The organism is Acidaminobacterium chupaoyuni (assembly GCF_047936785.1).
GTDB lineage: Bacteria > Bacillota > Clostridia > Oscillospirales > Butyricicoccaceae > Acidaminobacterium > Acidaminobacterium chupaoyuni.
Map to the genome: position 1 here is coordinate 1,652,796 of NZ_CP176394.1, position 13,366 is coordinate 1,666,161.

Here is a 13,366-nt window from a genome sequence, read left to right on the forward strand (position 1 = left end):
ACGCACAGCTGAACTGTTATGGTCCTTCATCGATGTTGAACCGATCCCCTTTAACAAAGGGTTCTATACAGTCGATGTTCGGTATTTCTATAAAGTCACAGCAGATGCCTTTACAGGCGTTGGGCGCCCCCGCCCGATCTGCGGCTTAGCAACATATGATAAGCGCACCGTTTTGTTTGGCAGTGAGGGCAGCGTCCGCATTTTCAGTTCGCAATATGTTCCCCAGGAAAGCGATTTTCAGAATTTCGAAAAGACCAATCTCCCCATCGCTGTGGTGGAAGTTGTTGATCCGGTGGCGCTTGGCGTCAAAGTGATGGAAGGCGACGACTGCACAGATTACGCATTGAACGACATCCCCGAGAATATCTGCAAGTGTTTTGAAGATGATATCGTTCTCACCGATGACGGCAAAAAGCTTTTTGCCACCCTTGGCCAGTTCAGCATCATCAAACTGGAAAGAGATATCCAGCTGCTGATGCCCGCATACGACATTTGCATGCCCGATAAAGAATGCGCCGGCAATGCGGATGATCCCTGCGATCTGTTCCAGAAATTCAAATTCCCCGTAGATGAATTTTTCCCCCCGAAGCTCACCGATTATATGAAAACCAATGATACCCCTGTTTCTGCCGCCGGTTCCTGCGGCTGCGGAAATCGCAGAAAATAATCACCGGGTAAAACGCGAACAGGTGGAAAGCTAAAATGCTTTCCACCTGTTTTTATTCTGCGGTTTTCTCTGCTATATAGGGCAATGCAATTTCAAATTGTGTTTTCATCGGCGGTTGGGGCGTTGGGCTTAATCGAATCACGCCTTTATGAGCCAGAATGATCTTTTTGGTGATGGCAAGCCCAAGGCCGGAACCATGACTTTTCCCCCGCGATTCATCCCCTGTCACAAATGGTTCAAACAGCTGAGAAGCCACTTCGCACGGGATTCCGCTGCCGTCATCCCCGAGCAAAATTTTCACCGTTTGCTCTTTCAAAAGCACTTTCAAATACAGGGTCGTTCCCTTCGGGTTATATTTCAGCGCATTATTCACCAGATTATCTAAAGCGCGTTTACACAAACGAACATCGAGCATGCAATAGATCGGGTCGCCGGGGATATCCGCTTCAATGTTGAAACCCGCCACTTCGAGCTCAGGATATTTTTCGGCAAAATAAAGCTGCAAAACATTGCAAAGATCTTTGCGCTCTAAATGGATCGGCAGATCGGGATGATCGATTTTGCTGTATTCATGGAACATATCCAGAAGTTCCGTCATGCGTTCCGATTTTTTATAAATGGTTTCCAGATATTTTTGCTGGTCTTCCGGTTCTACCATTCCATCCATCAACGCTTCAGCATAACCTCGGATCACCGTGATGGGTGTTTTCAAATCATGTGAAATATCCGCCAGCAGTTTCTGGCGGCCTTTATCCAGACGAAGGCGCTCTTTTTCGCTTTCATCCAGCTGTTTTGCCAGTGAATTGAAATTATCCGCAATTTCCATAAACTCGGTGGGGCCGCGATAATTCTGCAAAGCGCTTGCGCCGTTATGGAAAAAATCAACGATCGCGCGGTTGAGCGGCAGCAAAAAGCCCTTTGTTTTTTTCATCAGAAAATGTATGCATACCATTACGATGAAAAGATAAGCCGGAATAAACAGCAGCCAGCACTTATCCCACATTTTCATGGCTCTCAAATATTCTTCATTGGTGGCATCTTTGATATATAACACGGCGGTGCGGTCTTCGCCGTTGGGGCCCTGATAAGCATATTTTCGAATGCGAAAATTCTGGCTTGAAGTATCGGCCAGATAATCGAATTCCTTCTTCGATAAAAAGGTTCTTTCAGGGAATAATGTGCCTGAAATAATGTTATAATTCTCATCCAGCAAAAGATAACCGGAAATTTGGCGGATCGGGCTGTCTGAGATGATTTCTTCTTCCAATAAATATTGCTTTTCTTTATTCCCCAGAGAAATTTCAGAAACGGTCAGATAGTGCTGGGTATTATAATCGATCAAAAAATTCAGCTCTTCTTTTGAAAAGTTTTTCTTATAGCTTTGTTGATCGGAATAAATAGCCTGTCCGTTTTTATTCAGGATAACAAAATGGCTGCCCGTATCCAAAAAGAATTTCAAACGAAGATCGGGAAGCTCTTCATCTTCCGTGTTGGAAAGCTTTTCGATCAGCTGATCGACCTGCACCGAAGGAATCATGCGATCCATGATGGAAGATGCGGCGAAATAAATGCCGACAATGGCGGCAAAAATCGCCAGAGTAAAAATCAGATAATTTTTGATCAGCAGCGAAGCAAAGCTTCTGCCGACATTTGTTTTGATCTCAAATTTTTTACGGCTCAATTTTATATCCTATCCCTCTAATGGTTTTGATATAGCGGGGCATTTTAGGGTTATCTTCAATCTTTTCCCGCAGCTTTGAAATATGTACCATCATCGTATTTTCATCGTTGGGGAAAAATTCACCGTTAATGCTTTCATAAAGCTGCGATTTGGCGAACACACGCCCCGGCGAACTCATCAGTTTCGCCAGGATCTTATATTCTGTGGGGGTCAAAGCGATAAATTCGCCATTTTTGCTCACCGTTATTTTTTCCGGATCCAAAATCAATTCTCCCACACAGATTTCTTTTTTCTGGGGTGTTCCGGTTTCCTCTTCGTTGCCGCCCAGCTGATAATAACGGCGCAGATTTGAACGCACACGGGCAACGATCTCCATGGGATTAAAAGGTTTTGTCATATAATCATCGGCGCCAAGATCCAAGCCTAAAATTTTATCATGATCCTGATCTTTGGCCGAAAGGATCACAATGGGCATATTGCTGAATTCTCGAATTTTTTTCGTGAGGGCATATCCATCCATGCGTGGCATCATCAAATCTAAAATAGCAAGATCGATTTTTTCATTCTTCACAATTTCTAAAGCTTCTACCCCGTTTTCCGCATGAAAAACACGATAGCCTGCGCTTTCCAGATAAAGGCATAAAAGTCTTGCGATATCCAGATCGTCTTCTGCAACCATTAATTGATAGCCCATAATATACTCCTCTTGAAAGAACTCAAAATGCAGCTTTGTGTTGTGTCGATTAAGACGGCCGGTGCCATAAGCAGAGAATGGAATGAATAGTAGTGTAACCGCTTGCGGCTTATTCTGCCATGGATGCGAAGCAGGAATGACAGAAAGTGGCTATCGCCGTAGGCGGGCCGTGAAACTTGTATAATAACCGCTTGCGGCTTATTCTGCCATGGATGCGAAGCAGGAATGACAGAAAGTGGCCATCGCCGTAGGCGGGCCGTGAAACTTGTATAATAACCACTTGCGGTTATTATATCTTGATTTTTTCTTTTTCGCAAGAAAACGATACCAATAAAGAATAAAACTATATGTAGGGCGGAAAACCGCCCTGTTATTTTACTTTTTCGAAATTGACTGTGCCGTATCCAACATATTTTCAATAAAAATACCATATCCGCGGGTAGGATCGTTCACCAGCACATGCGTTACAGCACCGATCAGTTTTCCGTTTTGCAAAATCGGGCTGCCGCTCATGCCTTGCACGATGCCGCCGGTTTTTTGAATCAATTTTTCATCGGTCACACGAATCATCATGTTTCTTCCCGTGCCGTCGTCATCAGAATAGAGTTTCAGAATTTCGATGTCATATACCTCTGTCTTATCGTTTTCCACATTGGCAATGATCTGGGCTTTTCCTTCTTTGATTTCGTTTTTAGAAGCTACAGGAACGGCCTGGCTCTGATCGTAAAGTTTTTTATCCTGCAGACATCCGAAAATGCCCGACCCTGTGTTGGAATACAGAATTCCCTGGTCATTCACCAGGTCATATTCGCCCACAAGTTCCCCCGGTGCGCCGCTCTGCCCTTTTTTCACATCCACCACGGCGGATCGCATGATGCTGCCGCCGCCGATAGGCATGAGAGTTCCTGTTTCTTCATCGCACACACCGTGGCCCAAAGCACCAAATGCCCCGTTTTCGGGGTCAACATAAGTGATCGTGCCGATGCCGGCCAAACTGTCGCGCACCCATGCGCCGATTTTATATCCTGCCGAATCATCGCGCTCACCCTTTACCGTTAAAGAAAGCTTTTGATTGCCGCGCAGAATTTTCAGCTGAATTTCCGGCTGTGTGGCCTGTGAAAGCGCTTTCACAAAATCTTCATTGCTGGTGATGGCGGCGCCGTTGGCTTCCGTTACCACATCGCCGATTTTGAGCCCTGCCGCCTCAGCGGGAGTTTTTACCGCATGATCCGCGGCAAAGCCGATGACCATGGTTCCCTGTGAAAACAGTTTGATACCGGTGGTTCGCCCCAAAGGAATCAGTGATTTTGATTGCGGCGACACCACCTCTATCTTTTCTGTTTTCGAAACATTGATTGCATCGATTTGTGATGCCGCAACGGTATTTTCATATTTTACTGGAAATACTATAAACGATATCGCAAACAGAACGCAAAGGAAACTGATGCCCATCGCAATTTTTGGAAATATTTTTTCAATTTTTTTCACAGAACTCCTCCTTTCTGTCACCTTTATAGCTTGCCCGTTTCTTCGATTGATTGCCTGCAATAAAAATGGTATTATGTTTATATTCTGTATACTTCACAGAAAAAGCCATGAAAATCGGAGAATATGACATGAAAATAGCGATTGTTGGCTCACGCGATGCAACTTTGGCACAATATCAGCAAATCAAAGAAAATGTTCCAGATCAGGCAACTTCCATCATCAGCGGCGGCGCAAAAGGCGCAGACCGGTTGGCGGCGAAATATGCCGCCGAAAAGATGCTGCCGCTGATCGAATATCTGCCCGATTATAAAACCTTTGGTTCCTTTGCGCCGTTGATGCGAAACCAACAGATCATCATGGAAGCCGACTATGTCGTTTGCCTCTGGAACGGATTTTCAAAAGGCACAGCTTCTGTGATCCGCCTTTGCATGAAGCTTCATAAGCCCTGCAAAGTCATCCCTTTCACACCCGCGGAAAACGCGTATGAAATATGAAATCTGATTTTAAAACTCCAAATTTTATTTTTAAAAGAAAAAACCTGTTTTGCATCGGCAAAACAGGTTTTTTGATCATTCAACAAAATTTTTATTAAAGCTTAAAACGCCGTCATACCCTCTCAGCCCATAGTGAGAAAGCGGGATGTTATCGATGCGTATCAAAACGCCGCGTACATTTTTGATCGAACAAAGGGTGTTGGTGATGGCGCGAACAGAAAGCGCATCCAGCTGCCCATTGCTCTGCGGCGTATCCATAAAATTCACCACGCAGATGCCATCGGTAATGGTGATGGATCTAAGCTGAGCGCCTCGCGGAACAGGGCTTTGCAGCTTATCTACATCAGACTGCCGGCTCAGTTCCGAAAACACCACATCGGGCGTCAGCGTGTCTTGCTCTGTTTTAATCACGCGATGCACCGCCTGCATTTCTTCATCTTCGCGGTTCAACAAATACACCGTTAAATCGAATGTGTTGAACTGGATGGCCGAAGGATCCAAAATAATAGCGTCGCTGCTTAAATAAAGATCATCGGAAGATTCCTGCTCCGGCGCCACGCAAGAAACCTTGACAAAGCTGATCGAATCGATCTGTGTTAAAGTCATGGCGATTGCCGAAGCCAACAGGCTTTTCTGGATATCCAGCAGCGGATAATATTCTTTTGAAAGGTTCACGACCACGCTGTTCCCATAAAAAGCAACAGAATCAACGGTGATGTTTTCGGGCAGAACCGAAACGCAATCATACTCGCTGATGTTTTTCATCTCGTTCAAAAGCGATTCAGCCAATTGACGCGGCGGCAAATCCAGATCCATCATTTTAGATTTTGTGATCAGTTGTCTTGGTTTTCGCTGTTCGCCCGCGATGCCCAGACAATAGATATTCACCGGCTGAAGAGTTTTTGAGGAACTGTTTTCGGTGGGATTTTTGCATCCGCCCAGAAGAAAAAGAATGGCCAAACACAAACATAAACATCTTTTTTTCATTGCTGTGCCCCGCTTTCTTCCGGCAGATCCTCTTGGGCCGCGGGTAAAATCACGCAAAATTCGGTTCCTTCGCCCAAAACGCTGGTCACGCGAATATCTCCGCCCAGAGTATGCAGCCAATCCGCCACAATGGAAAGCCCCAGGCCGGTGCCGCCGGTGGCCCTTGCGCGCGCTTTGTCAACGCGGTAAAAGCGCTCAAAAATATGATCGATCGCCTCTTGCGGAATACCGATGCCGGTATCTTTCACATGCAGCAGCACAAAATCTTTCTTTTCCTCTTTCGCCAGTCTGTTTTCCTTTTCGGCCCAAACGGTAACACTGCCGCCTGTATGGTTATACTTAATGGCATTCTCGATCAGATTAAAAACCACCTGATGCAGGCCGTCTTTATCAAAATAGACCCAAAGCTGCCGGTCAACACGGTTATTCAAAGTGACTTTGGCCATTGCGGCGTTTTCTCTTAAAATTTCAACGATTTTTTGAACCAGCTTTGTTAAATCACAGCGGTTCACCGCCGATTGCGGCACAAAATCAAGCTTCGTCAGCTGCAGCAAACGCTCGGTGATGCGCGTCAGGCGATCGATCTCTTCATTGATATCGGTCAGGAATTCATCCACATCATTTTTTGAGATGCCTTTTGTCTGCAAAATAGAATCGGAAAGCAGCTTGATCGATGCCAGCGGTGTTTTCAGTTCATGGGAGGCATTGGAAACAAACTCGCGGCGCAGTTCTTCTGTTTTGGCCAAACGATCCGCCAGCTCGTTAAATTCCGATGCCATTTCCGCCAGTTCATCTTCGCCGGAAATCGTGATGCGGCTGTCGTAATTTCCCGCGCTCATATCTCTGATGCCGTCTGTCAAAGTAGAAATTCTTTTGCCGAAATAAACCATGAAAATCAGCAAAGCCACCGTGACCAGAACAGAGAGAAAAATAGAAAGGTTTAAAATGTTCGAACGCGTGCTGCTGAGAAAAGCCGCCTGCTCGGTATCATAATCATACACATAAACCGCGCCGATGGCTGTGGTGGATTTCATCACAGGCACGGCTGCGCTTGAGATAAAAGCCACATCATCATAGACACAGTGAAAAACATTATTCCCTTCCAGCGCGGCCACGATTTCGGGCAGCAGCAAGATTTTCCCCGCAAGAGAACTGCTTTTTGAATTATCATAGATCACGGTTCCCGAAGCGTCTGTCACCAGAATGCGCTGGTCATCGCTCAAATCAAGCACACGAACGGAAACAGAAATGTTTTCATGGCTTAATGCAGTAAAATCCTCCAGTGTGCTTGCCAAAGTCTGCACACCGGAGGAAAGCTCTGTTTCTTTTGAAGATATAATCAACCGCCGCACTGCCTGGACGGGATAAGAATTCATAATAAGCAGCAACAGGATCATCGCGACAGCAAAAACGGTCACGATGCGAAAGCGAAGGCTTTTAGTCCATTTGCTCGCTGATACTTGCTTTGAAATAATAACCTACCCCCCATTTGGTGAGGATGTATTCGGGATTCGCGTCATCGGTTTCCAGTTTTTCGCGCAAGCGGCGAACATGCACATCCACCGTTCGGATATCGCCGGGATAATCTTCGCCCCATACTGAATTCAAAAGCCCTTCACGGCTGAAAACGCGCCCGGGGTTTCTGGCCAGCATCACCAGCAGATCGAACTCTTTGGCTGTCAGGTCAGCGCCTTTTCCGTTTTTCTTCACGGAACGCTGGGCTGTATCGATCTGAAGATCGCCGATTCGAATCTGATCTTCCATCACCACAGAAGTGTTCTGGGCGGCGCTTCGGCGCAAAATCGCGCGAATGCGGGCTTTCAGCTCTAAGATATCAAAAGGTTTTGTCACATAATCATCGGCCCCATATTCAAAACCGATCAGTTTATCAACGCCCTCGCTCTTTGCGGTAAGCATCATGATGGGGACATTGGAATTTTCGCGAATTTTTCTGCAAACTTCAAGGCCGCTCACTTCAGGCAGCATTAAATCTAAAATAATGATATCGTATTTCTGATCGTGCGCCAAATTCAAAGCCTGCGTGCCGTCATAAGCGGCATCGACCTGATATCCGTCATTTTCAAGATTAAATTTAATTCCTTTGACCAACAGCTTTTCATCATCAACAACCAATACTCTCATAGCGACCTCCATCGTTGTTTCACTAAACGCATTTGATAGGATGCTGCGCGGTGAAGACCAAAATTTTTTCTCACTCCAGCGTGACCCACTCTTCCATGCGGTGATAAAGAACTTCACCGATGCCATTCACGGCGCGAAGCTCTTCTTTCGATTCAAATGGGCCGTTTTCCTGACGGTATTCCACGATTCGCTTTGCCAACGCAGGGCCGATGCCCGGAATTTGATCCAGTTCTTCCTCGTCGGCTTCATTTATATTTACTCTTATCATATCGTTTTCTTTCTCATTCGGCAAGACATAACTTTCAATTTCTAACAAATTTTGCTGATCCACCCATCCATCCGCGGGCAAAGAGACCATAATTTTCCCTTGCATCATCATAAAACGCCCGCAAAAGATGCCGACGACCAGCGCGGCCGGAATTCCTGCCATCATTCCCAAAAAACTCTTTCTCATTGGCTTCACCTTGTTTAACTCGTCTGTTGAATTCCCCGTCATTCTTTGATAAAATAACAGTCGTTCTATGTTCATTCCGTGATTTCAAGATTTCTGGAGGGTAAAATGAATTTTAAAAAGTGGTTTTCATGGATTTTTATCGCTGTTTTTTTATGCGGCACGATCTTCGCCGCAACGCCGGAAACACCCGCCGTTCCGGATAACGCCGTTGAACTTTCTTCAAAAGGCGCTATTATCGGCGAAACCACCACCGATGAAATCCTTTATGAATATCATGCAGATGATCGTTTATACCCTGCCAGCACTACAAAGCTGATGACAGCCCTTGTGGCGGTGGAACATTGCAAGCCTACTGATATTTTAACAGTCCCTCAGAGCGCTGTCGAGGGGTTATTTGAGCAAGGCAGCAGCGTTTTTCTGAAAACAGGCGAGCAAATGGCTTTTCAGGATATGCTGGCTTATTTATTGATCCCTTCGGGCAACGATGCCGCCAACACAATCGCCGATCATATCAGCGGCAGCCCCCAAAAATTTGCCGATCTGATGAATGAAAAAGCCAAAGAATTAGGCTGCACCAATACCCATTTCACAAACCCCAACGGCCTGCATGATGAAAACCATTATACCAGCGCCCGTGATCTTTATTTGATCGCCAAAGCGGCCATGAAGAACGATTTGATCCGCAAGATCGTTTCCACCGTTCAAACCGATCTTCCCGTTACAAACATGCATGCTTCCACCACGACCATCACCACCACCAACCACCTGATCTCACGCATCAAAGACGGCCGCTATTTCAATGCGGATGCCATCGGCATCAAAACCGGCACCACCACACCGGCGGGGTTCTGCCTCATCGCCGGGTTTGATAACGGTGATCTGGAATATATTTCAGTCGTTCTGGGCGGCAAAAAAGATGCCGACACAGGCGATATCGGCTGCTACAGTGATACACTGAAGCTTTATAAATATGTCAAAGATAATTTTGCCATGCAGACGCTGGCCGAAAAGGATGCGCCCATCAAAGAAGTGCCCCTGCAATATTGCTCGGGTCAGGATTTCATGGTGCTTTCCCCCGCCAAAGATTTTTCAACGCTTGCACCCAAGGGCATTTTAAAATCTGCCACGGTGGAATATAAAGTGGATTGCCCCAAAACTCTGGCCGCGCCCATTAAAAAGGGTGAAAAGCTGGGCACCGCCCGCCTCTATATCAACGATAAAGAATACGGCAGCATCGATTTGGTGGCCTCTTCTTCGGCCGAGCGTTCAAAAATTCTGTATGCGGCCGCCTGTGTGACAAATTTCTTCAAATCCACGGTTTTCCGCATTCTTCTCGCTGCGCTTCTTGCTTTCCTGCTGATTTTGTTTGTTACCAAATCGCTGCGCCGGCGTAATAATCGCAGCCGCCGCTATTCCAGCAAAAGACGCTATCGCCGCTGATAAAATTCACTCGGCATTTTTGTTTCACATTTAAAGATAAAAAGGCTTTTGCCATAAGGGGTTCTTCCCTTTTGGCAAAAGCCTTTTTTGATGCAAAATTATTTTGTGCCGAAGATGCGGTCGCCCGCGTCGCCAAGGCCCGGAACGATGTATCCATGATCGTTCAGTTTTTCATCCAATGCTGCGCAGTAGATGTTCACATCGGGGTGGTCGGCGGTGATGCGCGCAATGCCTTCGGGCGCTGCAATAATGTTCATCAGGCGGATGTTTTTCACGCCGTAACGCTTGATGAAGGTGATGGCGGCAGAAGCGGAACCGCCGGTGGCCAGCATCGGGTCAACCACGATCACTTCGCGTTCGCTGATATCGTTGGGCATCTTGCAATAATATTCCACAGGCTCTAAGGTTTCGGGGTCACGATATAAGCCGATATGGCCCACTTTCGCGGCAGGGATCAGGTTCAGCATGCCATCGACCATGCCGAGGCCTGCGCGAAGAATGGGAACAATGGCCAGCTTTTTGCCCGCCAGCACTTTTACCGTTGTCTTTTCGATAGGGGTTTCGATTTCAACCTCTTCCAAAGGCAGCTCTCGTGTGGCTTCAAAGCACATCAGCATGGCGATCTCGTTGACGATCTCGCGGAATTCTTTTACGCCGGTGTCTTTGTTGCGCAAAATGGATAACTTGTGCTGAATCAGCGGATGGTTCATGATATGGATCTTGTCGTTCATTGCTCTTTTCCCCTATCTTTTTAGCGATTTTGTTCGTTTTCGATATCTGTGATCATGTCAAGGCGAATCTGATGACGGCCGCCTTCAAACTCTGTTTCGGCAAACAGCTGTGCGATCAGGCAAGCCAGGCCGGGGCCTGTTACGCGTTCGCCCATGCATAAGATGTTGGCATCGTTATGCATACGCACCGCTTTGGCGGTGAAGCAATCCGATACCACAGCGGCGCGGATGCCCTTCACTTTGTTTGCGGCGATCGACATACCCACGCCTGTGCCGCAGATCAAAATGCCGCGGTCGGCTCTTCCGCCGATCACTTCGGTGGTGACTTTTTTGGCAAACAAGGGATAATGGCAGGAAGCGGTGTCATAGGTTCCGCAATCTGTGATCTCATAACCCAGTTCTGTCAAATGGGCTTTCACCTGATCTTTCAAATGTAAGCCGGCATGGTCGCAACCCATTGCGATTTTCATTTTATCAATCCTTTCTGTTTCATTTGTTCTGCTTGGGATAAACGCAAATAAGAAGGTGTCAACTCATTTGCAGAAATCAACTTGTTCTCCTTGGCCAGCAGATCGGCGCAGAGCGCCACCGCTCTGGCGTTTTGCCGGCATCCGCTGTCGCTCACTTTCAAGCCTTCTTTTTTTTCGCAGAAAGTCAGAAAATCCTCCGCGCCGTCTCCACAAAGAGTGACCGGCGTTTTGAAGCCCGAAAGCTTTTCCAAAATCTCCGCGGCCGATTCCACCGCATCTTCGAAAATCGTTTTCAGCGTGCCGTTTTTGTTTTCATATATTGCATAGAAGAATTCATCCGCGCGGGCTTTTACAACCGCGCAAAGCGTTCCCTCGTGATCGATGGCGGAATATGCCGCCGCTTTCAGGGTGGAAACCCCGGCGCAGGGCTTTTGAAGCGCCCAGGCATACCCCTTGATGGCGGCGATGCCGATGCGCACGCCTGTAAAGGAACCCGGCCCTACAGCCGCTGCAAATACATCGATTTCGCTCATTTTGATTTGTTTATCTTTCAACATTTGCTCCACAAGGGGCAAAATGGTTTTGCTGTGGTTCATCTGTGAATCTTTTTCACATTCCGCCAGAATAGCGCCATCGCGGCAGAGCGCCGCAGAGGCGATGCGTGAAGTGGTATCTAAAGCAAGGATCAGCATGATTCCGGGTTTCCTTCCTCTTTTGAGCAAACCGTGATGCAGCGCATCTCATCGCCCAATTTTTCGATTTGAATATACAGCGTATCCTTCGGCAGGGCTTCAAGGATATTTTCGCTCCATTCCACAAAGCATAACGCGCCCGAAGCGAGATAATCTTCCCAGCCGATATCATAAAGCGCGTCGGCATCCGTGATGCGATACATATCGAAATGGCAGACGCGCCGCGGGCCGCGATATTCGTTGACAATGGCATAAGTGGGGCTGGAAGCGGCATCAATGCAGCCGAGGCCCCGGGCGGCGCCGCGAACCAAGGCGGTCTTCCCCGCCCCCAGATCGCCCATCAGCGCAAACACGGTTTTGTTTTCGCCATAGCGCAGCGCAAGCTCCCCGCCATACTGTTCCGTTTCTTCGGGGGAACCGGTAATTCTTTTTTCAATCACTTTCAATTCGATATTCACTTTCTATTATCCATTCTAACTTGTTATAACCGAAAATCTTCTTTGGCAAGCCCTCTTTTCAGCTCCATAATGCAGCCCTTTCGCGGGTTGACCACCTGGCTGATCCTTAAATTGCCCGCCAATGATAAAAGCATGCCGCTTTGGGCATCATTCAAGGGGGAGTGAGCCTGCAAAAACCGATGCATTTTTTGCGCGGCAATTTTGCCGGCCTCATCCAAAGTTTCGGCGGCGCCTGTTGTCAAATAAGCATCTTTTGTAAGGATGAACGGTGTTGGAAGATCCCCGCGCCCTTTCAGCACTTCGGCTTTCAAGGTGACAAATCCGTTCATTTCCAATGCGCAAACCACGGTTTCACCGTCGCCCTGAACGGCGTGAAGATCGCCAACCGAAAGCAAAGCACCCTTTTCAAAAACTGGAAGAACCAAAACGGCGCCTTCGCCCAGATCGCGGATATCCATATTGCCGCCATGTTCACCCGGCCATGTGGTGGGCAGTTTTTCGGGCGAGGCGGTTCCAATGACGCCGATCATCGGCTTGATAGGGATTCTGATGCCATGGTCGAAACAGATCTCGCCGTTTTCAATATGAAACCTGCGGCAGTGACAGCCTTCGATTTCATAGATCCCTGCGCCGGTTCTCGCGCACATGCTGCCTTCTAAAGCAATCTCGATCTTTTCAATGGTAATTTTCAATAAATCGCCCGGCTGTGCTTCTTCGATATAAAGCGGGCCTGTGGCGGGGTTATTTCGCCGCATATCCATTTTTTCATAAGGGAAACCGTCATACGCCAATTGTTCGCCGTAGCAATCACTGCATTCAAAGCGCACGCTTTCGCCGCTGCGGATAAACGCAGCAGGTTCCCGGCCGGGCAAAAACGCAAGCTGCGCGTTTTCTTTCGGAATCGTTTGCATGGCATCGCCCCTTTTCAAAATGTTTTCATAGAAAATCCATTATATTAGCGCATATCA

The 13,366-nt window shown here is 47.3% G+C and carries 15 protein-coding genes; 3 read left to right on the top strand and 12 right to left on the bottom strand.

The annotated features are described in order from the left end of the window. Positions 1–172: 172 nt before the first annotated feature. Positions 173–667 (top strand): hypothetical protein, encoded by a 495-nt coding sequence (locus ACJA3I_RS07910; RefSeq protein WP_458862069.1) that lies wholly within the window; start codon positions 173–175, stop codon positions 665–667. Positions 668–719: 52 nt separating this feature from the next. Here the strand turns inward: ACJA3I_RS07910 and ACJA3I_RS07915 are convergent, their stop codons facing one another. The 3 genes from ACJA3I_RS07915 to spoIVB form a co-directional block, all read right to left on the bottom strand. Beyond that, entirely contained in the window at positions 720–2,348 is a 1,629-nt protein-coding gene (locus ACJA3I_RS07915) for a sensor histidine kinase (protein ID WP_458862070.1), read from the bottom strand. Further along, entirely contained in the window at positions 2,338–3,042 is a 705-nt protein-coding gene (locus tag ACJA3I_RS07920) for a response regulator transcription factor (protein WP_458862071.1), read from the bottom strand. The genes ACJA3I_RS07915 and ACJA3I_RS07920 overlap by 11 nt, the downstream gene beginning before the upstream one ends. A 375-nt stretch (positions 3,043–3,417) precedes the next feature. Continuing rightward, entirely contained in the window at positions 3,418–4,530 is a 1,113-nt protein-coding gene (gene spoIVB, locus ACJA3I_RS07925; RefSeq protein ID WP_458862072.1) for a SpoIVB peptidase, read from the bottom strand. Positions 4,531–4,658: 128 nt separating this feature from the next. On the opposite strand from spoIVB, the gene ACJA3I_RS07930 reads away from it, so the two are divergent. Further along, a complete protein-coding gene (locus ACJA3I_RS07930) occupies positions 4,659–5,024 on the top strand; it encodes a DUF2493 domain-containing protein (RefSeq protein ID WP_458862073.1) in 366 nt (121 codons plus the stop codon). A 75-nt stretch (positions 5,025–5,099) separates the two neighbouring features. Here ACJA3I_RS07930 and ACJA3I_RS07935 read toward each other — a convergent pair whose 3' ends face one another. The 4 genes from ACJA3I_RS07935 to ACJA3I_RS07950 all read right to left on the bottom strand — a co-directional run bounded on the left by ACJA3I_RS07935 (position 5,100) and on the right by ACJA3I_RS07950 (position 8,682). After that, complete coding sequence (locus ACJA3I_RS07935) at positions 5,100–6,011, bottom strand: GerMN domain-containing protein (RefSeq protein WP_458862074.1); 912 nt, start codon at positions 6,009–6,011, stop codon at positions 5,100–5,102. Continuing rightward, positions 6,008–7,354, bottom strand: coding sequence for a sensor histidine kinase (locus tag ACJA3I_RS07940; protein WP_458862075.1), 1,347 nt, complete (start codon positions 7,352–7,354; stop codon positions 6,008–6,010). Before ACJA3I_RS07940 ends, ACJA3I_RS07935 begins: the two co-directional genes overlap by 4 nt. Positions 7,355–7,448: 94 nt before the next feature. Then, complete coding sequence (locus ACJA3I_RS07945; RefSeq protein WP_458862076.1) at positions 7,449–8,153, bottom strand: response regulator; 705 nt, start codon at positions 8,151–8,153, stop codon at positions 7,449–7,451. 70 nt (positions 8,154–8,223) lie between these two features. Then, the gene (locus ACJA3I_RS07950) at positions 8,224–8,682 is read right to left on the bottom strand and encodes a ComEA family DNA-binding protein (protein ID WP_458862077.1); all 459 of its coding nucleotides are present in this window, start codon (positions 8,680–8,682) and stop codon (positions 8,224–8,226) included. Positions 8,683–8,712: 30 nt separating this feature from the next. Between ACJA3I_RS07950 and ACJA3I_RS07955 the strand changes: the two genes are divergently transcribed. After that, positions 8,713–10,047 (top strand): D-alanyl-D-alanine carboxypeptidase family protein, encoded by a 1,335-nt coding sequence (locus tag ACJA3I_RS07955; RefSeq protein WP_458862078.1) that lies wholly within the window; start codon positions 8,713–8,715, stop codon positions 10,045–10,047. A gap of 98 nt (positions 10,048–10,145) precedes the next feature. Here the strand turns inward: ACJA3I_RS07955 and upp are convergent, their stop codons facing one another. Genes upp through ACJA3I_RS07980 form a run of 5 tightly spaced genes read right to left on the bottom strand, consistent with a single transcriptional unit; the run spans position 10,146 to position 13,309 of the window. Continuing rightward, on the bottom strand, positions 10,146–10,778 hold the full coding sequence (gene upp / locus ACJA3I_RS07960) for a uracil phosphoribosyltransferase (protein WP_458862079.1): 633 nt from the start codon (positions 10,776–10,778) through the stop codon (positions 10,146–10,148). A gap of 20 nt (positions 10,779–10,798) precedes the next feature. Beyond that, positions 10,799–11,248 carry a ribose 5-phosphate isomerase B gene (gene rpiB, locus ACJA3I_RS07965; RefSeq protein ID WP_458862080.1) on the bottom strand — a complete coding sequence of 150 codons (450 nt, stop codon included), beginning with the start codon at positions 11,246–11,248 and terminating at the stop codon, positions 10,799–10,801. Next, on the bottom strand, positions 11,245–11,940 hold the full coding sequence (gene tsaB / locus ACJA3I_RS07970; protein WP_458862081.1) for a tRNA (adenosine(37)-N6)-threonylcarbamoyltransferase complex dimerization subunit type 1 TsaB: 696 nt from the start codon (positions 11,938–11,940) through the stop codon (positions 11,245–11,247). Before tsaB ends, rpiB begins: the two co-directional genes overlap by 4 nt. Continuing rightward, positions 11,934–12,398, bottom strand: a complete 465-nt coding sequence (gene tsaE, locus ACJA3I_RS07975) for a tRNA (adenosine(37)-N6)-threonylcarbamoyltransferase complex ATPase subunit type 1 TsaE (RefSeq protein WP_458862082.1) — start codon at positions 12,396–12,398, stop codon at positions 11,934–11,936. The genes tsaB and tsaE overlap by 7 nt, the downstream gene beginning before the upstream one ends. 23 nt (positions 12,399–12,421) lie before the next feature. After that, complete coding sequence (locus ACJA3I_RS07980; protein ID WP_458862083.1) at positions 12,422–13,309, bottom strand: acetamidase/formamidase family protein; 888 nt, start codon at positions 13,307–13,309, stop codon at positions 12,422–12,424. Positions 13,310–13,366: the final 57 nt, after the last annotated feature.

Bases quoted from the DNA above. Each gene is read 5' to 3' on its own strand.
- ACJA3I_RS07955 (WP_458862078.1), top strand. From the start codon at position 8,713: ATGAATTTTAAAAAGTGGTTTTCATGGATTTTTATCGCTGTTTTTTTA.
- rpiB (WP_458862080.1), bottom strand. From the start codon at position 11,248: ATGAAAATCGCAATGGGTTGCGACCATGCCGGCTTACATTTGAAAGAT.
- upp (WP_458862079.1), bottom strand. From the start codon at position 10,778: ATGAACGACAAGATCCATATCATGAACCATCCGCTGATTCAGCACAAG.
- ACJA3I_RS07950 (WP_458862077.1), bottom strand. From the start codon at position 8,682: ATGAACATAGAACGACTGTTATTTTATCAAAGAATGACGGGGAATTCA.
- tsaB (WP_458862081.1), bottom strand. From the start codon at position 11,940: ATGCTGATCCTTGCTTTAGATACCACTTCACGCATCGCCTCTGCGGCG.
- ACJA3I_RS07980 (WP_458862083.1), bottom strand. From the start codon at position 13,309: ATGCAAACGATTCCGAAAGAAAACGCGCAGCTTGCGTTTTTGCCCGGC.
- ACJA3I_RS07920 (WP_458862071.1), bottom strand. From the start codon at position 3,042: ATGGGCTATCAATTAATGGTTGCAGAAGACGATCTGGATATCGCAAGA.
- ACJA3I_RS07935 (WP_458862074.1), bottom strand. From the start codon at position 6,011: ATGAAAAAAAGATGTTTATGTTTGTGTTTGGCCATTCTTTTTCTTCTG.
- ACJA3I_RS07945 (WP_458862076.1), bottom strand. From the start codon at position 8,153: ATGAGAGTATTGGTTGTTGATGATGAAAAGCTGTTGGTCAAAGGAATT.
- ACJA3I_RS07930 (WP_458862073.1), top strand. From the start codon at position 4,659: ATGAAAATAGCGATTGTTGGCTCACGCGATGCAACTTTGGCACAATAT.